This window comes from Luteimonas campi (assembly GCF_051162505.1).
In the GTDB taxonomy this organism is placed as follows: domain Bacteria; phylum Pseudomonadota; class Gammaproteobacteria; order Xanthomonadales; family Xanthomonadaceae; genus Luteimonas.
This window is the reverse complement of sequence record NZ_JBNWEM010000002.1, coordinates 681,649-701,153: the sequence shown is the minus strand read 5'-3', so window position 1 is coordinate 701,153 and position 19,505 is coordinate 681,649. Positions and strand designations below refer to the sequence as shown.

Below are 19,505 nucleotides of genomic sequence, written 5' to 3'. Positions count from 1 at the left end.
TTTTCCCGCACTGCGGCGACATCGATCCCCATGAGCCAGAACTTCCATCGCTACGACGTCATCGTGATCGGCGGCGGCCATGCCGGGACCGAGGCCGCGCTGGCCTCGGCGCGCGCCGGCGCACGCACCCTGCTGCTCACCCACAGCATCGACACGGTCGGGGCGATGAGCTGCAATCCGGCGATCGGCGGCATCGGCAAGGGCCATCTGGTGCGCGAGATCGACGCGCTCGGCGGCCTCATGGCGAGGGCGGCCGACGCGGCCGGCATCCAGTGGCGCAGGCTCAATGCCTCCAAGGGCCCCGCGGTGCGGGCCACCCGCGCACAGGCAGACCGCGCGCTGTACCGCGCCTTCGTGCGCCGTGCGGTCGAGCACCAGCCCGGCCTGACCGTGTTCCAGGCCGCGGTCGACGACCTGGTGATCGAAGGCGACACGGTGCGCGGCGCGATCACCAATACCGGCCTTCGCTTCGAGGCGGGGGCCGTGGTGCTCACCGCCGGCACCTTCCTGGCCGGCAAGGTCCACATCGGCCAGACCCAGTACGCCGCCGGGCGCATGGGCGACCCGCCGGCCGTGACCCTGGCCGCGCGCCTGCGCGAGCGGCCGTTCGTGGTGGACCGGCTCAAGACCGGCACGCCGCCGCGCATCGATGGGCGCACGCTCGACTACTCGGTGATGCAGGCCCAGCCCGGCGACGATCCGCGCCCGGTGTTCTCGTTCATGGGCTCGCACGCGGACCATCCGCGCCAGGTCCCGTGCTGGATCACCCAGACCACAGAACGCACGCACGAGATCATCCGTGGGGCGCTGCATCGTTCGCCGCTGTATTCCGGGCAGATCGAGGGCATCGGCCCACGCTACTGCCCGAGCATCGAGGACAAGGTGGTGCGCTTCGCCGAGAAGGCCAGCCACCAGATCTTCGTCGAGCCCGAGGGGCTGGACGTGGTGGAGATCTATCCCAACGGCATCTCCACCTCGCTGCCGTTCGACGTGCAGCTCGCGCTGGTGCGCAGCGTGATCGGATTCGGGCATGCGCACATCACCCGCCCCGGCTATGCGATCGAATACGACTTCTTCGACCCGCGCGGGTTGAAGACCTCGCTCGAGACCAAGGCGGTGTCGGGGCTGTTCTTCGCCGGCCAGATCAACGGCACCACCGGCTACGAGGAGGCCGCGGCCCAGGGCCTGCTGGCGGGCGTCAATGCCGCGCGACTGGTACGCGACCTGGAGCCCTGGTCGCCGCGCCGCGACGAGGCCTACCTCGGCGTGCTGGTCGACGACCTCATCACCCATGGCACGTCCGAGCCCTACCGGATGTTCACCTCGCGCGCCGAGTACCGGCTGCAGCTGCGCGAGGACAACGCCGACCTGCGCCTGACCCCCGTGGGCCGCGCGCTGGGCCTGGTCGACGATGCGCGCTGGTCCCGCTTCGAGGCGCGGCGCGAGTCGATCGCGCGCGAGACACAGCGCCTGGAGGGCCTGCGGGCCTCCCCGCAGAACACAGCCGGTCGCGAAGCGGCGCAGGTGCTGGGCATCGAGCTGAGCCGCGAGAACAGCGCGCTGGATCTGCTGCGGCGGCCGGAGCTCGACTACGCCCGGCTGGTGTCGGTGCCGTCCTTCGCCCCGGAGTCCGCGGTGGCGCCGGATGTGGCCGAGCAGGTGGAGATCGAAACCAAGTACGCCGGCTACCTGCAGCGCCAGCGCGACGAGATCGCGCGCCAGCAGCGCAACGAGAGCCGGTCCATTCCCGACGGCTTCGACTATGCGCAGGTGCGCGGCCTGTCGGCCGAAGCCCGGCAGAAACTGGAGCGCGTGCGCCCGCAGACGGTGGGCCAGGCGCAGCGCATCCCAGGTATGACCCCGGCCGCGGTGTCGCTGCTGCTGGTGCACCTCGCCCGGCCCGGACCAGGCGCGGTCGCGGGGGGCGCGGAGCGCACGGCGGCAGGCTGACCGCGTCGAGGCAGGACGCACTGACCCGCTCGGGCCGCGGCATTGGCCCGCGTCGCAGGCTGGAGCGGTCGAACGCCTGGCGGGACGCGCAGGCATAACCCCGCACTGCGTTTGCCCACCGCGCCGCGAGCGCGGGCAGCGTCTGCCTGCGGGCGGCGCGTCACGGCTTCCCGCAGTGAATCCTCAGTCCTCAGCTGCCGCCGCGGCGCGCACCGAGCCACGTCGCTGGGTGGGCGTGGCGACCTGGATGAAGGCCAACGTCCTCGGCCTGGTGGCATGCGTTGCAGGTGGCCGTCAGCTGCGTGAACGCGGTCTCGAAGGCGGCCGGGTCGCGCGCGTCCACCGCGGCCTGCACCGCAGCGAGCGCGGGTTCGAGCATCGCCGCGTTCGTGGCGCGGGCGGGGCGACGCTGCAGGCCGTATTCCAGCGCCTCGTCCATCTCGTCCATCTGGTAGGCGGCGTACGCCCAGTTGCGGTCTTGGCCGGCGAAGTACAGCTCGCCGTAGCGATGGTCGACCTCGAGCATGGTGGCGCCGAACCCGCGCAGCTGGTCCGCCACCGTTTCCAGGCGTTCGTCGACGCTGCCCTGCAGCCAACTGTCCGACGGTGCGCCCGGCGATGGCGCAGTGGTGCCGGTGGATGGCGTGGCGGCGATGTTGCAGGCGGACAGCGCGATAGCGGCGGCGGCCAGGCAGCCGCGCAGCACGAGGGTATGCATCCGGAATTTCCTTAGGGAAAGTCGCGGGGAGGGTGGCTTGCGCGCGGCGTCCACGCAACGTCACGCGCGCAGGGTGCTGTCTGGGTTGGGCCAACGACGAGGAACCTGGCTACCGTCCCGGAACATTGTCCACCCGCCGGAGCGCACGGCGGGCAGCGACGCGGGCGTGGTCAGCCCTGGTCCGGATGGCGTTCCAGCCACTGCGCCAGGCGTCGCCGGTAGTCCTGCAGCTCCTCGGCGTAGCTGTCGTGGACGCAGGGATCGCAACCGCTGTCGCAGCAGTCGCTGGGCAGCGGCGGCTCGGGCGGGATCGGGCGGGGATCGTGGTCGGGGTGGAGCGGAATGTTCAAACGTCGGCTACACGGCGGCGATGGGCGTCGACAGAAGGATGGGGGCGGACGCCAGCGGTTCAAACCGGGACGCGGCGAAGGCGCCGACGCGCTGCTGCAGCCGACACCCCGATCTCCGAGGCCAAGCGTCTGGGTCACGACCGCATCGTCACCGGCTAGGGCGGTTGCTCAGGCCTGCGGGCGGCGGTTCCAGGGGATGCGCGCCAGCAGGTGCGCCAGGCCGCAGAACCCGGTAGTGCCGGCCACCAGCAGGCCCAGGCCCGGCAGGGCGGTCAACAGCAGGAACCAGGGCGAGAGGGTGGCGGCCAGCACGCTGCCGGCCAGCACCACGGCACCGACCGCGAGCTGCACCTGACGACCAAGCTCGAGCGGCGCGCCGGCGGCGTGCGAGGTCGGCAGCCCCGCACGGGTCCAGCCATCGAGCCCGCCATCGAGCAGCCAGGCCTCGCGGTCGCCGGCGGCGGCCGCCAGCCGTGCGGCGCTGCTGCCGGTGCGCAGCCCGGAGCGGCAGTGGAACACGACCGGCAGGCCGGACGGCAGGCGCAACGCGCCCTGCAGCGTGTCCAGCGGAACGCACAGCGCACCCGGGATGTGTTCGCGGCGGTACTCGCCGGGGTCGCGGATGTCGATCATGACGGCACCCTCGGCCAGCAGGCGCTGCGCCGCGTGGGGATCGATGTTGCGCAAGGCGGGACTCCTCAGGGACAGAACACCGACTTGAGCGCGGCCACCAGGGTGGCCACACGTTCGTCGACGATGCGGTAGTGGACGCACTGGCCGTCGCGTCGCGCGGCCACCAGGCCGTCCTCCCGCATGCGTGCCAGATGCTGCGACAGCGCCGACTGGCCCAGCTCGACCTCCTCCAGCAGCTGGCCCACGCTGCGCTCGCCGTGGGCGACCAGCAGGCACAGCACCAGCAGCCGCTGTTCGTGGCCCAGGGTGCGCAGCATGGCGGCCGCGTCGGCGGCGCCCTGCTGCATGAAACGGCGATCGGAGCGGGAGACGGGTGGTGCCATGCGGGCATCATATAAGAATTTGCTAATTTAGCAATGCCTAATATGATGGGCCGACATCCACAGCGGAACGACATCATGTCCATCGAGTCCTACAGCGACCACACCCGCGCGATCTCGCGCAACCTGACCGACCTGCGCAGCCACCATCCGGATCTCATGCAGGGCTTCGGCGCGCTGAGCAAGGCGGCCATGGCACCGGGGGCGCTCGACGAGAAGACCAAGGAGCTGATCGCCATGGCCATCGGCGTCGCCAGCCGTTGCGACGGCTGCCTGGGCTTCCACGCCAAGGCGCTGGTGCGCCTGGGTGCCACGCCCGAGGAGTTCCGCGAGATGCTGGGCGTCGCGGTCTACATGGGCGGCGGCCCCTCGCTGATGTACGCCGCCCACGCTCAGGCGGCGTTCGAGGAGTTCCGCAAGGCCTGACCATCCCGCCAGCGCCGCAGCTCGGCGCCGGCGGGTGCGGGGGCGTGGCCTATTTCTGCCGCGCCCGCGCGAACGCGGCGGCGAGCGCGTTGTCGGCCGGCGGCGCACTGCTGCGCGGCGGTGCCGGGCGTCCGCCGCGACCGCCGTCGGGGCGCCCGCCGCGGCTGTCGCGCCGCGCCTCGTCGCGCGCTTCGCGCGGCGCGGGCGTGTCGTCCAGGCGCCGGGTCAGCGCGATGCGCTTGCGCGCCACGTCCACCTCCAGCACCTTGACCTTGACGATGTCGCCGGCCTTGACCACTTCACGCGGGTCCTTGACGAACCTGTCGGACAGCGCGGAGATGTGGATCAGTCCGTCCTGGTGCACGCCGATGTCGACGAAGGCGCCGAACGCGGCGACGTTGCTCACCACGCCCTCCAGGATCATGCCTTCGCGCAGGTCCTTGATGTCCTCCACGCCGTCGGCGAACTGCGCAGCCTTGAACTCCGGGCGCGGGTCGCGGCCGGGCTTCTCGAGCTCCTTCAGGATGTCGCGCACGGTCGGCTCGCCGAAGCGCTCGTCGGTGAACTGCGCGGGCTTGAGCGTGCGTACGAAACCGCTGTCGCCGATCATGGCCTGGATCGGCTTGCCGGTGGCCTGCACGATGCGCTCGACCACCGGGTAGGCTTCCGGATGCACCGACGAAGCATCCAGCGGCTCGTCCCCGTCAGCGATGCGCAGGAAGCCCGCGCACTGCTCGAAGGTCTTCTCGCCCAGGCGCGGCACTTTCAGCAGGTCCTTGCGGCGCTTGAACGGCCCGTTGGCATCGCGATGCATGACGATGTTCTCGGCCACCGAGGTCGACAGCCCCGCCACCCGCGCCAGCAGCGCGCTGGAGGCGGTGTTCACATGCACGCCGACCGCGTTCACGCAGTCCTCCACGCGCGCATCGAGCGCGCGCGCCAGCTTGTACTGGTCGACATCGTGCTGGTACTGGCCGACGCCGATGGCCTTGGGCTCGATCTTCACCAGCTCGGCCAGCGGATCCTGCAGGCGTCGCGCGATCGAGACCGCGCCGCGCAGCGACACGTCGAGGCCCGGGAACTCCTTCGCCGCAAGTTGCGAGGCCGAGTACACCGACGCGCCCGCCTCGCTGACCACGATCTTCTGCATCTTCAGCTCGGGGCAGAGTTTGAGCAGGTCGCCGGCGAGCTTGTCGGTCTCGCGGCTGGCGGTGCCGTTGCCGATCGCGACCAGCTGCACGCCATGCGCCTGGCACAGCTTGCGCAGCGCGATCAGCGACTGGTCCCACTGCCGGCGTGGCTCGTGCGGGTAGACGGTGTCGGTGGCGACGAGCTTGCCGGTGGCATCGACCACCGCGACCTTCACGCCGGTGCGCAGGCCCGGATCCAGGCCCAGCACCGCCTTGGGGCCGGCCGGCGCGGCTAGCAGCAGGTCCTTGAGGTTGTCGCCGAAAACGGCGATCGCCTCGGCCTCGGCCTGCTCGCGGGCCTGCGCGAACAGGTCGATCAGCAGGTGCAGGTGCAGCTTGGCCTTCCACGCCAGACGGCAGGCGTTGCGCAGCCAGGTGTCGGCGGCGCGGCCCTGGCCGCGGATGCCGGCGCGCAGCGCGACGCGGCCTTCGGCGTAGAGATGGCCGGCCTCGGCATCGCTGCCGGCCTCGAGGTCGAGCGTGAGGAATTCCTCGCGTCGCCCGCGCAGCAGCGCCAGCAGGCGGTGCGACGGGATCTTCGCCAGCGGTTCGGCATGGTCGAAGTAATCACGGAACTTCTCGCCCGCCGCTTCCTTGCCTTCGACCACCTTCGCGCGGATCACGCCATTGGCCCACAGCCATTCGCGCAGCTCGCCGATCAGGGCGGCGTCCTCGCCCCAGCGCTCGATCAGGATCGCGCGCGCGCCTTCCAGCGCGGCCTTCGCATCGGCCACGCCCTTTTCGGTATCGACGAACTGCGCGGCGAACTCCTCGGGGACGCGGGTCGGGTCCTCGATCAGGCCATCGGCGAGCGGCTCCAGACCGGCTTCGCGGGCGATCTGGGCGCGGGTGCGGCGCTTCTGCTTGTAGGGCAGGTACAGGTCTTCCAGCCGCGCCTTGCTGTCGGCGGCCTCGATGTCTGCGCGCAGCGCGTCAGTCAGCTTGCCCTGCTCCTCGATGCTGGACAGGATCGCGGCACGGCGCTCTTCCATCTCGCGCAGGTAGACCAGGCGCACCTCGAGGTTGCGCAGCTGGGTGTCGTCGAGACCGCCGGTCACCTCCTTGCGGTAGCGCGCGATGAACGGCACGGTCGCGCCTTCGTCCAGCAGCGCGATCGCCGCGCTGGCCTGGTCCGGCCTGGCGCCGATCTCGTCGGCGATGGTCTGCGAAATCTTGCGCGCGAGCGCGGGGGAAATCTCGGGCATGGCGTCCGTACTGCAGGCGGCGTGGGACCGCGGAGCGCGGATTGTGGCAACCGGGGCCGTGGGGAGGAACCCGTTGACACGACGGCCGGAACGGACCCCGATCCTCGCGTAGCCTGGGACAGGCGGTCCCGCGCCGGGCGCCTCGTGGTGCCCGTCCGCCAGTGGACGGCGCGGCGGTTTCCCGCAGGCGCTTTCCGCAGGCGGGAGCGGGCGGGGAAAACGCCGTGCTTCATGCGGCGCAGGCGGCTCGGCCGGCTGCCCGCAGGTCGGATTCGCTGCTTTGCGGGAAAGGACGGGTTGCCTGGCGTCCCTGCCATGGCTTACCCACCGCGATCGGCCGGCCCGTTCGAATCCATGCTCGACGGCACGGGGATCCCAGCGGCCGCGACCCGGCATCGGCCACCGCTGCGCACTCAGGCCTCCCGCTGAGCGTCGCTCCGCGTCTGTCGCCGCCACGGCAGCGGAATGTTCAGCAGCACCATCGCCACCCATGCCAGACGGCTCGACGGCGACTCGCGATCCGGTGCGCGCAGCGCCGCGTCGGCGGGCGCGCCTTCATCGTCGATGGCGTACTCGCCGGCCTCGAGCGCCTGGAGGATCGCGCGGGCGCGCGCGGCGTCGGCCTCGGCCACGCGCAGGCGCGTGCCGCCGATCGCCAGCCGCCATTCCCAGTTCGCCAGGGCCAGATGCTCGTCGCCAAGCTGCGCCTCGATCCCCTCGGACTGCAGCAGGCCGCGCGCGATCTGGGCCTGGATCGGGTCGAGATAGCTGGCGACGGTGGTGAACATGCCCGGCGAAGGTGGCGGCGTTGTGCGCAGACTACGCCAGCGGCGCCTCGTCGGCGTGATCTGCGCTGGTCATTGACGCCGGCATTCCCGAGAATGCCGCAGGCGCGAGCCTGCGCTGCCTCCAGCGCCAGACCGCAGCGGCTTGCCTGCACCCACCCAGGAGAACGCCATGATCCGGCCCGCCCTCACCACCGTGCTGCTCGCTGCGCTGACGCTGGCCGGCTGCGGCGGCGACGACGCGGCCCCGTCCGCGCCAGCCGGGTCGACCGATCCTGCCGCGCCGAGCCGGGTCGAGGAATGGGCGCTGCCCAGCACCCTGCCCGGATCCGCATCGCCAAGCCTGACCGCCACGCCCGACGGCAAGCTGCTGCTGGGCTGGATCAATTCGCAGAAGGGCCGCCGCCACATCTTCCAGTTCAGCACCTTCGCCCCCGACTGGGGGCGCTGGATGCACGCCATGACCACGGTCGCGGTCGGCAATTCGATGTTCGTCAACTGGGCCGACATCCCGCACCTGGCCGCGACGCCCGACGGCACGCTGTGGGCGCACTGGCTGCAGAAGAGCGGCGCGGCGCCCTATGCCTACGACCTGGTGCTGACCCGCTCGCGCGACGGGGGCGCGAACTGGGCGCCCCCGGTGATGCCGCACGACGACGGCACGCAGACCGAGCACGGCTTCGTCTCGCTGTGGGCGCAGGACGCCGGCTGGCTGGGCGTGGCCTGGCTGGACGGCCGCAACACCGGTGGCGGGCAGGCCGGCCATGCCGGCCATGGCGGAGCGCATGCAGGAGCCATGACCCTGCGCGCGGCGTTCTTCGATGGCGACCTGCAGCGCAGCGGCGAGGCCGAGATCGACGCGCGCGTCTGCGACTGTTGCCAGACCGCGGTGGCCACCACCACCCGCGGTCCGCTGCTGGTCTATCGCGGCCGCAGCGAAGGCGAGGTGCGCGACGTCCTGGCCACCCGCTACGAGGGCACGCAGTGGCGCACGCCGGCGCCGGTGCATGCAGACGGCTGGGTGATGCCGGCCTGCCCGGTGAACGGCCCCGACGTGGCCGCGCAGGGCGATGCGGTGGTGGTGGCCTGGTACACCGAGGCCGGCGGCCAGCCGGAACTGCGCGTGGCCGCCAGCGCCGATGCGGGCGACCGCTTCGCCGCGCCGGTGACGCTCGATGCCGGTGCCGAGGTGCTGGGGCGGGTGGCGGTGGCGATGGATGCGCAGCAGGCCTGGGTGCTGTGGTTGCGCGAGCGCGCCGGCCGGCAGTCGCTGTGGCTGTCGCGGCGCAGCCACGACCTGGCCACCGAATACGAGCGCCTGGAGCTGTCGCAGGTGTCTGGCGAAGGCCGCGCCACCGGCTTCCCGCAGCTGGCGCTGGCAGGCGCCGCCGCATACGTCGCCTGGACCGAGGTCGCGGGCGGCACGCCCAACCTCAAGGGCCTACGCATCGCGCGATGAACGAGCACGCGAGTCAGCCCGACGGCGCGTCCGCGCCGCAAGCCGTCGCGCCCGTGGCCGATGCGCCGGTCACGGTGCTGCACGCCGACGCGCGGCTGGCCGTGGTCGCCAAACCGGCCGGGCTGATGGTCCACGACAGCGCCCTGGCGCGTGGCGAGGACGATTTCCTGGCCGACCGCCTGCGTGAACAGTTCGGTCGCCCCGTGTTCCTGGTGCACCGGCTCGACCGCGCCACCAGCGGCTGCCTGCTGCTGGCCTTCGACCGCGAGGCGGCCTCGGCGCTGGGCAAGGCGCTGATGGCGGGCGAGGTCGACAAGCACTACCTCGCCGTGTGTCGCGGCTGGCCGGAAGAGCGCTTCAGCATCGACCATCCTCTCGACGGCGGCCCCGGCAAGCCGCTGAAGAAGCCGGCGGTCACGCACTTCGAGCGCTTGGCGACCTGCGAGCTGGCGCTGCCGTCGGCGAACTTCCCGACCTCGCGCTACGCCCTGTTGCGGGCGATGCCGCAGACCGGACGCTTCCGCCAGATCCGGCGCCACCTCAAACACGCTTCGCACCACCTGATCGGCGATACCAGCCACGGCGACGGCCGCCACAACCGGCATTTCCGCATGCTGGGCATCCACCGCATGCTGCTGCATGCCTCGCGCCTGGTCTTCGCGCATCCGGATACCGGCATGCCGATGGCGGTGGAGGCGCCGGTCGACGGCGAGTTCGCGAAGGCGCTGGCGCTGTTCCCCGACCAGCCTGCCGGCGCGCCGGCGGCCGCAGGCATCGCCGCGGCCGCGACGCCCTGAGCCCGGATTGGATGCGGCCGCGCGGCGCGGCGCCGGTTACTGCGCGGCGGAAACCTCGGCCGCGATCTCGCGCTCCATCTCCTGCAGCATCGGTACCACCAGCCGCTGCATCGCGGCCATGGTGTTCTGCATCAGCTCGGGCATCTTGTCGAGCATGCGCTGGCCGGCCGGGCCCTCGTAGAAGGCGATGATGGCGTCGATGTCCTCGGCGCTGAAGGTCTTGTCGTAGATCTCGCGGTACACCGGCTCCAGGTTCTCCCAGGCCAGCGTCTTGCGGACCGCGGACGCGCTGCTGGCCAGGATGCGGTCCAGCCGCTCCTGCTGCGCGGCGTCCAGCTCGCGGCCGCCGGTCATCTGCAGCACCATCTGCCGTTGCGAGGCCTCGATCTGCGGCAGCATGGCGTCGATCGTCTGGCGGGCGCGCGTCACCTCGAGCAGGCGGTCGAGGCGGGCCTCGTCGGCCGGTTGCTGCGCCAGCGCCGGAGCGGTGGCGGCGAGCAGGGCGAGGAGAGCGGCGAGCAGGATTCTGTGCGACATTGCGGCGTCCTTGTCAGGGTGGTGATCGCGGAGTGTAGACGCGTGACCCGCCACGGCGCACCGGCATGAGCATCCAGATTCCCGAACACGAAATCGTCGAACGCTTCGTCCGCGCCAGCGGCGCGGGCGGGCAGAACGTCAACAAGGTGGCCACGGCGGTCGAGTTGCGTTTCGATGTCGCCAACTCGCCCTCGCTGCCCGAGCCGGTGCGTGCGCGGCTGCTGGCCCGCCGCGACCGCCGCGTCACCGACGAGGGCGTGCTGGTGATCCAGGCGCAGCGCTTCCGCACCCAGGAACGCAACCGCCAGGATGCGCGCGAGCGCCTGGCCGCCTTCGTCGAGGCCGGGCTGCGCGCGCCGACGCCGCGCGTGGCCACGCGGCCCACGCGGGCCTCGAAGGAGCGGCGCCTGGGCGAGAAGCGCCAGCGCAGCACGATCAAGAGCGCGCGCGGCCGCCGCGACTGGGATTGATGGACATCGAACGCAAGCGCGGCGGGACGGGCCATACCGCCGACATCGTGCCCCCGCTGCCGCCCAGCGCGCCGCGGGTGAAGCCCAACGCGCTGACCCGCTGGATCGGCCGCAGCGTGCTGCGGCTGGGCGGATGGCGCCTGACCGGCCGTTTTCCGGACCTGCCGAAGCTGGTGGTGATCGCCGCGCCGCATTCCTCCAACTGGGACGGCATCTGGGGCTTCGCCGCCAAGCTCGCGCTGGGCCTGGAGATCCGCGTGCTGGGCAAGGCGCAGCTGTTCTGCTGGCCGCTGGCGCCGCTGATGCGCCGGCTGGGCGTGATCCCGATCGACCGCAGCGCGCCGCAGGGTACGGTCGGGCAGGCGGTGGCGCTGGTCCAGCGCAGCGAGCGCATCTGGTACGCGCTCGCGCCCGAAGGCACGCGCAAGCGGGTGGAGCGCTGGAAGACCGGCTTCTGGAAGATCGCGCACGAGGCGCAGGTGCCGATCCTGCCGGTGTACTTCCACTACCCCGAGCGCCGGATTGGGCTGGGCGAGCCGTTCCGCACCACGGGCGACATGGAGGCCGACCTGCGCGCGCTGCGCGCCTGGTACCGGCCCTGGCAGGGACGCAACCGCGGCACCGAGTGAACCGCGTCCGCGGCCAACGCTGCCGGTGGCGGGCGGTGGTGCGCGACCTTGCGGCGGAACCGGCGGTGCGCGCGCCCCTGCCGTGCGACGTCACGGGAAAGCTGCGTCGCCAGCCCGACATCCGCCTCCCGCTGCCGGGCGGCTGCATCCTGAGCGGCTGCCGGCCCCATTGCGAATGCTGAGCGGCGGTCGATGCCACCGACCGGGCCGCGTCGGGTCCGGGGCACAAGTCGCCCGGACGTCCTGCGCGAGCTTCGCGCACAGGACGCCGGCAGCCGGGACCGATGCGGTGACGGTTACAGCGCCGAACCGCCGAGCTTCCAGGTCACCTGCAGGAAGTAGCTGCGGCCCACGCTGTCGAACCAGGCGGTGTCGTAGTAGGGGTAGTTGGCCCAGGTGGGGTCCTTCGGCGGCATCTTGTCGAACAGGTTGTTGACCGACAGCGAGACGCGCAGGTGGTCGTTGATGTCGTAGCGCGCGCCGGCATTGAAGCGCCAGGTGGCCGGCATCCAGGCGTCGTCGTCGTAGTTCGGCACGTGGCCGAGGTAGCTGCCGAACATGCTGGCGCCCACGCGGCCGCGGTCCCAGGCCAGGCCGAGGTTGCCCTTGTGCCGCGGCAGGGCCGGGCTGAAGGTCTCGTAGTCGAGCATGTCCTCGCTGGGATCGCCCGGGTACTGGCGGCGGCTGTGGCGATGCACGCGCGTGTAGCTGCCACTGAAGCGGAAGTCGCCCGCGGTCGCGGTGGCCAGGCGGTAGTTGGCGCTGACGTCGATGCCCGAGGTTTCCTCGCTGGCGATATTGATCGGGCTGAAACGGACGCTGGTAATCACCCCGTCGGCGTCGCGGATCACGCGGGCGATGGCGTCCTGGCAGGTGGGCGAGTCGATGTCGACCGGAATGCCGGTGTCGGTCACGCCCAGGCGGCAGCTGGCCTCGTCGCTGCGCAGCCGCTCGCGGTCCTGGGTCTGCACCTGGTTCATGACCTGGATGCGGTAGTAGTCCACGGCCAGGTCGAAGCCCGGCAGCGGCGACCAGACGAAGCCGGCCGAGTACGACTTGCTGGTCTCGACCTCGAGCGCCATGTTGCCGCTGTAGACGTCGAAGGTGGCCACGTCGTAGCTGCCGTCGTCGTAGCAGTAGGCGTCGGTGGCGCCGGGTTCGGCGGTGCGGCAGTCGTAGTAGTCGGTGGCGAAGCGGGTGCGGTAGTAGTCCTCGCCTGCGAACAGGTAGTGCATGTCCGGGGCGCGGAAGCCGGTGCCGTAGGAGCCGCGCACCAGCAGGGTGTCCACGGGGCGCCATTCCAGGCCGCCGCTCCAGGTGAACTTGCCCGGATCCTGGTTGCCGTAGGAATAGCGGTCGTAGCGGCCGGCCAGGCTGGCCTGCAGGGTCGAGGCCAGCGGCAGGCGCAGTTCGCCGGCCGCGCTCCAGCGCTCGCGCTCGCCGCGGCCGTCGCCATAGCGCGGGCCGTAGTAGGCGTCCTCGGTCAACGCCAGCGGATCGGGATTGATGCGGTAGGCCTGCTCGCCGTACTCGACGGCGCCGGCGAAGCCGACATCGCCCGCCGGCAGCGCGAACAGCGATGCGGTGTCCACGGTGAAGGCGAGGCTGTCGTTGCGCGCCACCGGATGCCAGGTGGACATGGTCGAGATCGATGCGAACTCGGCTTCGGTGAGCGGGGTGAACATGCGCGCCGGATCCGGTGCGTACACCGCATAGCCGTCTTCGTTGTAGCCCAGCCGCTCGCCCAGGAAGAGCCGGTTGGCGGCTGCGGCGAGGATGCGCGGCATCTCCACGTCGGCCTTGTACTGCGAGTGGTTCCAGGACGCTTCCCAGTTCCAGTCCTCGCCGAAGGCGCCCTTGAAGCCGGTGGTCAGCGCCATGGTCTTCTGCGTGGTGGTGTTCATGCGGTTGCGCAGCCCGCCCGTTTCCTCGGGCGTGAACTGGCGCGACCAGATCTCGCGCTGGTCGGTGAGCGCGTTGTAGAAGATCTTGTTGCGGTAGTTGTCGTACGACGCCGGATCGTGGAATTCCCAGCCCATGTGGTCGCTGGCCACGTCGTTGCCGTTGGTGCCGGTGAGCAGGCGCACGGTCTGGTGGCCAAGCTGCACGTCCGCGAACCACGACAGCGTGTCGGACAGGCGGTATTCGAACGCACCATAGGCGTGGCCGCCCCGGCGCTCGTTGGTGATCGTGCGATAGGCGATGGCGCGCTCGGAGCCACAGTAAGGTTCGCCGAACCGGTCCAGGTGCAGGCCGGTGGTGCCCTCGTTGAGGCCGGCCATGGCGGCGCAACCGTCGGCCGGCGCCAGGTTGGTGTCGTCCTCCCAGTTGAGGATCTGCGCGGTCAGCCGCGGCAGGCGACGGCGCTCGGTGGGCGCGTCGAGGGTGGAGTCCTGGATGTCGCGTTCGAAGCCCCACAGCGGACGCTTGTCGAGCAGCTCCAGGCCGACGATGCCGGTGAACGCGCCGCGCTCGAAGCCGCTGGTCAGGGTGAGGCGGTGCGATTCGCCGCCGCCGCGTTCGGTGTCGCCGTAGCGGTAGTCGATGATCGTGCCGTCGAGCGACTTCTTGAGGATGAAGTTGATCACGCCGGCCATCGCGTCGGAGCCATACACGGCCGAGGCACTGCCGGTGAGCACCTCGACCCGGTCGATCATGCCCAGCGGGATGTTGCCGATGTCGGTGAAGTTGCTGCGGCTGTTGAGCGGCAGCGGGAAGTCGGCGATGCGGCGGCCGTTGACCAGCACCAGGGTGTGGTTGGGGCCGAGGCCGCGCAGGTCGACCGCCTGCGCGCCGGGGGTGGACTGGGCGCTGGTGGTGTTCTGCTGGCCCTGCACGGTGCCGCTGTTCTGGCTCAGCGAGCGCAACACGTCCGGCACCGAGGTCAGGCCGGCGGCCTGGATCTGCTGGGCGGTCACCACCGTGATAGGCGCAGGCCCTTCCACCTGCGCGCGCGGGATGCGCGAGCCGGTGACCTGCACTGTCTCCAGCTCCGCCACCGCGGGTTCGGGAGGCGGGGGCGGCGCCGGGGGTGTGGCCTGGGCCGGGGCGACCGGCGCGCCACCGGCCTGCGCCAGCAGCGGCTGCTGCACGATCAGCACCGCGCCGGACGCGTCGTGGCGCGCGCTGAAGCCGCTGCCGCGCAGCAGGCGCTCAAGCGCCTGGGACGGCGGCAGGCCGCGCACTCCGGCCGTGCGCACGCCGCGCATCTGGTCGGACCGGTAGACCAGTTCGACGCCCGACTGCCGGGCATAGGCCTCCAGCGCGGCGGCGAGCTCGCCCGCGGGCACGTCGACCGGCGCGCCGGCGGGGGCCTGGGCGTGGGCGGCCAGCGCTGCCGAGCAGGCCAGGGAGAGGAGCAGGACGCGGAGCGGGCGTGACGGTTTCAAGCGAATTCCCCAAGCGGCGCGCGGACGGCGCCTTCCCTCGTTCTCAGGACGAACGAGGCGCGCGAATCCCTCCTTAGCTAGGGCGCGTGCAGCACGATGCGGTCGTCGCGGTACTCCGCCCGCACCGGGAAGCCCTGTTCGAGCAGGCGCACGAAGCCCTCGGCATTGGCCCAGCGGAAGCTGCCGCCGATGCGCAGATCGCCCACGCGGGCGTCCGCGATCAGGATCTTGCGGGCGTTGTAGCGGTTGAACTCGCTGGCGGCCTCGGCCAGCGATGTGTCGCGGAACACGAGCAGGCCGCTGCGCCAGTCGACCAGGCGCGCGGCCTCGTCCAGCGGCAGCGAGCGCACCAGCACCTGGTCGCGGCGCACCAGGGCGACGCTGCCGGCGGGCAGCAGGGTGTCCGGCGTGCCGCCGTCCTCGCCGTCCTCCAGCCGCACCAGGCCCTCGGTGACCACCACGCGCAGGCCTGCGTCCTCGCGCCGCACCGCGAAGCGCGTGCCCACCGCGACCACGCGGTGCATCCCGGCCTCGACCACGAAGGGGCGCGATGGATCCTTTGCCGCCTCGAAATAGGCCTCGCCGCGGCCCAGTGCGATGTGCCGCGCGCGCCGCGACAGCCTGACCGCGATCGCGCTGTCGCTGGCCAGCGTCGCCTGGCTGCCATCGGCCAGATCCAGCTGGCGCACGTCGCCCAGTGCGGTGGCGTGCTGCTCGGCGGCGGCGGGGGCGTAGGCCCGCCAGCCCCAGCCCAGCGCGAGCGCGCAGGCGGCCAGGGACGCGGCCAGCGCTAACCGGATCCGTCCGCGGGGGCGCGGTGGGCGCGAGGCGAAGTCATGGTCCAGCAGCTGCGCTGCCGGATCCGGCAGGCCCGGCCCGCCGGCGTCGAGGCCAGGCCCGGCACCGGGCCAGAAGCCGCGTGCCGGCACCGTGCCCGGACGCAGGCCGGCGCCCAGCGCCTCCAGGCGTCCGGCTTCGGTCCAGGCCGACTGCAGCCGCAGCAGCGCCACGCGGTGGCGCGTGTCCTGCGCCAGCCAGGCCTCGAGCTGCGCCTGTGCGTCCGCAGTCCAGTCGGGACCGTCGCGCCGGGCCAGCCAGTCGGCCGCCTGGGCCTCCACGTTGTCGGCGGACATGGCCATGTCCTAGTCCGCCTGCCGCCGTCCGTCGGCGTCGGTGGCGGCTTCGTCGCGCGCGGGCGCGTCCTCGCCTCCGTAGAAGTCGTCGGCGATCAGGCGCATTCCCTTGGCGATGTGTTTTTCCACGGTCTTCTCGCTGATCCCCAGGCGCTGCGCCACCTCGCGCTGCGACAGGTGTTCTACCCGTCGCAGCCAGACGACCTCGCGGCAGCGGTCGGGCAGCCGGTCGAACGCCCGCGCCAGCCGCGCAAGCCGCTGCCGTCCGCCGCACCAGCGTTCGGGCGACACCTCATCCACCAGGACGGACGAAGGCTCGAAATCACCCATCGGCTCGATCGAGACCACCTTGCTGCGCCTGATCCGATCGGCGAGCAGGTGGCGCGCGGTGGTGAACAGGAAGGCCTTGGGCTGGCGCGGCCGTTCGCGCGCCGCCGCCTCGTACACGCGCGCGTAGATCTCCTGGCGCAGGTCGGCGACCTCGTCGCGCTGCGGCCAGCGGCGCGCGAGCAGCCAGGTCAGCGCCGCCTCGTGGACGAGGATCTCGCTTGCGAACCAGTCGTCCAGCGGCGTCGGCATGGCCGCACCATATCCGATCGCGGCGCGGCCGCGATTGCCCGCAGGGGGAAATCGCGCCAAGGTTCGTCTCCATTGCAGGGGCCGGCATTCCGGCCGACAGGACACAGGCGGATGACGGGACTACGTGCGATCGGCGCGCTGCTGCTGGCGGCGGCACTCGGCCTGCTGGCAATGCCGGCAAGCGCCGCGGACTACGAGCGGCACTTCGTCGGCGACCGCGACCTGCCCACACCGGGCAGGCCCGCGCCCGGCCTGCTGCTGATGGGCGGCGGCGACCGCAACGTCGAGGCGCTGCGCTGGTTCATCGGCAAGACCGGCAACGGCCACGTGGTCGTGCTGCGCGCCTCGCTTGGCGGCGAGATCGGGGTCGAATTCCACGACGAGGTCGGTGGCGTGGCCTCGGTGGAGACCTTCGTGGTCGCCAACCGCGAAGCCTCCAGCGACCGCAAGCTGCTCGCGGCGTTGCGCAAGGCCGATGGCATCTTCATCGCCGGCGGCGACCAGTCGCGCTACGTCCGTTACTGGAAGGGCACGCCGGTCGAAGCCGCGCTGGAGGCGCACGTGCGCGCCGGCAAGCCGCTCGGCGGCACCAGCGCCGGGCTCGCGATCCTGGGCGAGTTCGTCTACGGCGCGATGGACGGCGGCAGCCAGACCAGTCCGCGCGCGCTGGCCGATCCGCTGGGCCCGGACAACACCATCGAGACCGGCTTCCTCGACCTGCCGCAACTGCGCGGCGTGCTCACCGACACCCACTTCCGCGAACGCAACCGGCTCGGCCGCCTGCTCGCCTTCGTCGCCAAGGCCGAAACGCTGTCGGGCGGCCGCCCGGTGCTGGGCCTGGGCGTTGACGAGGACGCGGCGCTGGCGGTGGAGGCAGACGGCCGGGCGCGCGTGTACGCGACCGCGCCGGGTGCCGGCGCCACCGTGGTGCGCGGCGGCTTCGCGCTGGCGCAGGAAGAGGATGCGCCGATGCGGCTGGATCGCGTCGACGTGGTCGGCGTGGGGGTGGACTCGGTGCTGCACCTGCCCTCGGGCGAGGTCGGGAACCCGATGTGGACGCGCCGCCACGCGGTACGCGAGGGCGTGCTGCTGGCGCAGGACGCGCCGCGCCTGCTCATCCACGGCGGCGCGGGCGTGGCGCCCGAGGACCTCACCGCGGAGGAGGAGGCCGCGGCGCGTTCCGCGCTCGAGGCGGCCCTGCGCGCGGGATACGCGGAGCTTGCCGCCGGCAGGCCCGCGATCGACGCGGTGACCGCTGCGGTCGTGGCGCTCGAGGACGCGCCGATGTTCAACGCCGGCCGTGGCGCGGTGTTCACCCACGATGGCCGCAACGAGCTGGACACCTCGATCATGGATGGCGCCACCGGCAAGGCCGGTGCCGCCGCGGCCCTGCATCGCGTGCGCAATCCCATCCGGCTCGCGCGCGCGATCATGGAGCGCTCGCGCCACGTGATGATGGTGGGCGCGGGCGCCGAGCGCTTCGCGAAGGACGAGGGCATCGCCCTGGTCGATCCTGCGTACTTCCGCACCGAGAAGCGCTGGCAGCAGCTGCAGAAAGCGCTGCGCGACGACAGCAAGCCGCATGCGCTGCTGTCGGACGCGCCGCCCAGCGCCTACTTCGGCACGGTGGGCGCAGTCGCGCTGGATGCGCAGGGCCTGCTGGCCGCGGGCACGTCCACCGGCGGCATGACCAACAAGCGCTACGGCCGCGTCGGCGACGCCCCGATCATCGGCGCCGGCACCTGGGCCGACGACCGCTGCGCGGTGTCGGGCACCGGCTGGGGCGAGTTCTACATCCGCACCGCCGCCGCGCACGAGATCTGCGCGCGCGTACGCCTGTCGGGCGACAGCATCGCCCGCGCCGGCGAGGCGGTGATCAACCGGCTGATCCCGGACGCCGGCGGCGACGGCGGCGCGATCGTGCTGGGCGCCGACGGCAGCGTCGCGTTCCCGTACAACACCCCGGGCATGTACCGCGGCTGGATCGGCGCCGACGGCGTGCCGCATGTGGCGATCTGGCCGGACGAGGGGCTGCCGATGCTATAGGCGGTTGCGTGCGCCGGCTCACCACGGAACATCGGATACCTCGGCCCACCTTCAGTCCGAACGACGTCTTGGCCACCGCGGAAGGTCCGGACAGCGCAGCTTGCCCATTCCGAGCACAGCGAGGAATCCCAAGGAGTCAATCGCGTGGGTCGACAGCGTCGCCTTCCTGTAACGTTGCCCGTGGCGTTCGAAATGGCAGGCGTCAGTTTCTCTCGCGTTCGTAGTGCAGATAGGTCAGGAACGCCACGCGGCCGCCACTCTCCACCCGCATCAGCATCGCACTCTCTGCGAAGGAAGGTCCCCAGCCTCCTGATTCGTCGAGCCTGAAGAACTGCCTCTGCCAGCCAGTCGTACTGTTCTTCGCAGCGTCATAAGTTTGGACAATGGCAATCTCGCACACGGTAGACGCGCATCGCACGGCGGGCCGGGACAGGCCGAGATAGCCCAGGTTCAACGGCGAGAGTCTTTTCAGGATGTAGGACTCCGCTTGTGCGGCCCATTGCTCGTCGCGCGGTTCGGACTCGATGAGCAGTACGGCATCGCGAACGGCCGGATCCGGTATGCGTCCGGAGACCGCATCTTCGGCAACACGCGTCCTGATCCCGTCGATGCCTGCCGAGTCATGAAACGGAGTCTGCAGTCGCGATCGATCCGGCCGCATGTCCAGGTGTACGCCGGCTGCAGGATCATGCGGCACGTCCTCCGCAGGAAGCGAGTTTCTCGGAGACCTGTTGGTCTCCTGCCTCGCAATGGCACATCGCGGCCCGCTGAGCGTGCAGCTGAGGCTTCCGGAGTAGCACCGTGAGTACCCTGACGTCGTAGACGCGCA

At 71.6% G+C, this 19,505-nt stretch carries 18 protein-coding genes and 1 pseudogene; 8 read left to right on the top strand and 11 right to left on the bottom strand.

Annotated elements, in window-relative coordinates; translation table 11 throughout:
• Nucleotides 1–30: 30 nt before the first annotated feature.
• Nucleotides 31–1,950 carry a tRNA uridine-5-carboxymethylaminomethyl(34) synthesis enzyme MnmG gene (gene mnmG / locus ACQYVW_RS08110; protein ID WP_434946620.1) on the top strand — a complete coding sequence of 640 codons (1,920 nt, stop codon included), beginning with the start codon at nt 31–33 and terminating at the stop codon, nt 1,948–1,950.
• 190 nt (nt 1,951–2,140) lie between these two features.
• Here mnmG and ACQYVW_RS08105 read toward each other — a convergent pair whose 3' ends face one another.
• From ACQYVW_RS08105 to ACQYVW_RS08090, 4 genes are all read right to left on the bottom strand, one after another.
• Nucleotides 2,141–2,668, bottom strand: a complete 528-nt coding sequence (locus ACQYVW_RS08105) for a hypothetical protein (RefSeq protein WP_434946619.1) — start codon at nt 2,666–2,668, stop codon at nt 2,141–2,143.
• A 170-nt stretch (nt 2,669–2,838) separates the two neighbouring features.
• A complete protein-coding gene (locus ACQYVW_RS08100; protein ID WP_434946618.1) occupies nt 2,839–3,018 on the bottom strand; it encodes an oxidoreductase-like domain-containing protein in 180 nt (59 codons plus the stop codon).
• 168 nt (nt 3,019–3,186) lie between these two features.
• Entirely contained in the window at nt 3,187–3,705 is a 519-nt protein-coding gene (locus ACQYVW_RS08095; protein ID WP_434946617.1) for a rhodanese family protein, read from the bottom strand.
• Between the two features lie 11 nt (nt 3,706–3,716).
• Complete coding sequence (locus tag ACQYVW_RS08090) at nt 3,717–4,034, bottom strand: ArsR/SmtB family transcription factor (RefSeq protein WP_434946616.1); 318 nt, start codon at nt 4,032–4,034, stop codon at nt 3,717–3,719.
• Between the two features lie 75 nt (nt 4,035–4,109).
• On the opposite strand from ACQYVW_RS08090, the gene ACQYVW_RS08085 reads away from it, so the two are divergent.
• Nucleotides 4,110–4,457: a carboxymuconolactone decarboxylase family protein gene (locus ACQYVW_RS08085; protein ID WP_434946615.1), complete on the top strand. Its 348-nt coding sequence runs from the start codon at nt 4,110–4,112 to the stop codon at nt 4,455–4,457.
• 49 nt (nt 4,458–4,506) lie between these two features.
• Here ACQYVW_RS08085 and ACQYVW_RS08080 read toward each other — a convergent pair whose 3' ends face one another.
• The gene (locus tag ACQYVW_RS08080; protein ID WP_434946614.1) at nt 4,507–6,852 is read right to left on the bottom strand and encodes a Tex family protein; all 2,346 of its coding nucleotides are present in this window, start codon (nt 6,850–6,852) and stop codon (nt 4,507–4,509) included.
• A gap of 413 nt (nt 6,853–7,265) precedes the next feature.
• Nucleotides 7,266–7,640, bottom strand: a complete 375-nt coding sequence (locus ACQYVW_RS08075) for a putative signal transducing protein (protein ID WP_434946613.1) — start codon at nt 7,638–7,640, stop codon at nt 7,266–7,268.
• A gap of 169 nt (nt 7,641–7,809) precedes the next feature.
• On the opposite strand from ACQYVW_RS08075, the gene ACQYVW_RS08070 reads away from it, so the two are divergent.
• Both ACQYVW_RS08070 and ACQYVW_RS08065 read left to right on the top strand, forming a co-directional pair.
• Nucleotides 7,810–9,096: a sialidase family protein gene (locus ACQYVW_RS08070; RefSeq protein ID WP_434946612.1), complete on the top strand. Its 1,287-nt coding sequence runs from the start codon at nt 7,810–7,812 to the stop codon at nt 9,094–9,096.
• Nucleotides 9,093–9,893, top strand: coding sequence for a pseudouridine synthase (locus tag ACQYVW_RS08065; protein WP_434946611.1), 801 nt, complete (start codon nt 9,093–9,095; stop codon nt 9,891–9,893). Before ACQYVW_RS08070 ends, ACQYVW_RS08065 begins: the two co-directional genes overlap by 4 nt.
• A gap of 36 nt (nt 9,894–9,929) precedes the next feature.
• On the opposite strand, the gene ACQYVW_RS08060 is transcribed toward ACQYVW_RS08065, so the two are convergent.
• Nucleotides 9,930–10,430 (bottom strand): DUF2059 domain-containing protein, encoded by a 501-nt coding sequence (locus ACQYVW_RS08060; protein WP_434946610.1) that lies wholly within the window; start codon nt 10,428–10,430, stop codon nt 9,930–9,932.
• A gap of 65 nt (nt 10,431–10,495) precedes the next feature.
• Here ACQYVW_RS08060 and arfB point away from each other — a divergent pair, with 65 nt between their 5' ends.
• Complete coding sequence (gene arfB, locus ACQYVW_RS08055) at nt 10,496–10,900, top strand: alternative ribosome rescue aminoacyl-tRNA hydrolase ArfB (RefSeq protein WP_434946609.1); 405 nt, start codon at nt 10,496–10,498, stop codon at nt 10,898–10,900.
• The gene (locus tag ACQYVW_RS08050) at nt 10,900–11,529 is read left to right on the top strand and encodes a lysophospholipid acyltransferase family protein (RefSeq protein ID WP_434946608.1); all 630 of its coding nucleotides are present in this window, start codon (nt 10,900–10,902) and stop codon (nt 11,527–11,529) included. Before arfB ends, ACQYVW_RS08050 begins: the two co-directional genes overlap by 1 nt.
• Nucleotides 11,530–11,825: 296 nt before the next feature.
• Here the strand turns inward: ACQYVW_RS08050 and ACQYVW_RS08045 are convergent, their stop codons facing one another.
• The 3 genes from ACQYVW_RS08045 to ACQYVW_RS08035 all read right to left on the bottom strand — a co-directional run bounded on the left by ACQYVW_RS08045 (nt 11,826) and on the right by ACQYVW_RS08035 (nt 16,630).
• Nucleotides 11,826–14,918 carry a TonB-dependent receptor gene (locus tag ACQYVW_RS08045; protein WP_434946607.1) on the bottom strand — a complete coding sequence of 1,031 codons (3,093 nt, stop codon included), beginning with the start codon at nt 14,916–14,918 and terminating at the stop codon, nt 11,826–11,828.
• A gap of 77 nt (nt 14,919–14,995) precedes the next feature.
• A complete protein-coding gene (locus tag ACQYVW_RS08040; RefSeq protein ID WP_434946606.1) occupies nt 14,996–16,051 on the bottom strand; it encodes a FecR family protein in 1,056 nt (351 codons plus the stop codon).
• 9 nt (nt 16,052–16,060) lie between these two features.
• Nucleotides 16,061–16,630 (bottom strand): RNA polymerase sigma factor, encoded by a 570-nt coding sequence (locus tag ACQYVW_RS08035; protein ID WP_434935338.1) that lies wholly within the window; start codon nt 16,628–16,630, stop codon nt 16,061–16,063.
• Nucleotides 16,631–16,741: 111 nt separating this feature from the next.
• On the opposite strand from ACQYVW_RS08035, the pseudogene ACQYVW_RS08030 reads away from it, so the two are divergent.
• Both ACQYVW_RS08030 and ACQYVW_RS08025 read left to right on the top strand, forming a co-directional pair.
• A pseudogene (locus tag ACQYVW_RS08030) lies at nt 16,742–17,242 on the top strand (cyanophycinase); the annotation flags it as partial.
• Between the two features lie 438 nt (nt 17,243–17,680).
• Entirely contained in the window at nt 17,681–18,676 is a 996-nt protein-coding gene (locus ACQYVW_RS08025; protein ID WP_434935355.1) for an isoaspartyl peptidase/L-asparaginase family protein, read from the top strand.
• A 202-nt stretch (nt 18,677–18,878) separates the two neighbouring features.
• Here ACQYVW_RS08025 and ACQYVW_RS08020 read toward each other — a convergent pair whose 3' ends face one another.
• Nucleotides 18,879–19,373 (bottom strand): hypothetical protein, encoded by a 495-nt coding sequence (locus ACQYVW_RS08020; RefSeq protein WP_434935340.1) that lies wholly within the window; start codon nt 19,371–19,373, stop codon nt 18,879–18,881.
• Between the last annotated feature and the right edge of the window lie 132 nt (nt 19,374–19,505).

Bases quoted from the DNA above. Each gene is read 5' to 3' on its own strand.
- mnmG (WP_434946620.1), top strand. From the start codon at position 31: ATGAGCCAGAACTTCCATCGCTACGACGTCATCGTGATCGGCGGCGGC.
- ACQYVW_RS08105 (WP_434946619.1), bottom strand. From the start codon at position 2,668: ATGCATACCCTCGTGCTGCGCGGCTGCCTGGCCGCCGCCGCTATCGCG.
- ACQYVW_RS08090 (WP_434946616.1), bottom strand. From the start codon at position 4,034: ATGGCACCACCCGTCTCCCGCTCCGATCGCCGTTTCATGCAGCAGGGC.
- ACQYVW_RS08085 (WP_434946615.1), top strand. From the start codon at position 4,110: ATGTCCATCGAGTCCTACAGCGACCACACCCGCGCGATCTCGCGCAAC.
- ACQYVW_RS08080 (WP_434946614.1), bottom strand. From the start codon at position 6,852: ATGCCCGAGATTTCCCCCGCGCTCGCGCGCAAGATTTCGCAGACCATC.
- ACQYVW_RS08075 (WP_434946613.1), bottom strand. From the start codon at position 7,640: ATGTTCACCACCGTCGCCAGCTATCTCGACCCGATCCAGGCCCAGATC.
- ACQYVW_RS08070 (WP_434946612.1), top strand. From the start codon at position 7,810: ATGATCCGGCCCGCCCTCACCACCGTGCTGCTCGCTGCGCTGACGCTG.
- ACQYVW_RS08065 (WP_434946611.1), top strand. From the start codon at position 9,093: ATGAACGAGCACGCGAGTCAGCCCGACGGCGCGTCCGCGCCGCAAGCC.
- ACQYVW_RS08060 (WP_434946610.1), bottom strand. From the start codon at position 10,430: ATGTCGCACAGAATCCTGCTCGCCGCTCTCCTCGCCCTGCTCGCCGCC.
- arfB (WP_434946609.1), top strand. From the start codon at position 10,496: ATGAGCATCCAGATTCCCGAACACGAAATCGTCGAACGCTTCGTCCGC.
- ACQYVW_RS08050 (WP_434946608.1), top strand. From the start codon at position 10,900: ATGGACATCGAACGCAAGCGCGGCGGGACGGGCCATACCGCCGACATC.
- ACQYVW_RS08040 (WP_434946606.1), bottom strand. From the start codon at position 16,051: ATGTCCGCCGACAACGTGGAGGCCCAGGCGGCCGACTGGCTGGCCCGG.
- ACQYVW_RS08035 (WP_434935338.1), bottom strand. From the start codon at position 16,630: ATGCCGACGCCGCTGGACGACTGGTTCGCAAGCGAGATCCTCGTCCAC.
- ACQYVW_RS08025 (WP_434935355.1), top strand. From the start codon at position 17,681: ATGTGGACGCGCCGCCACGCGGTACGCGAGGGCGTGCTGCTGGCGCAG.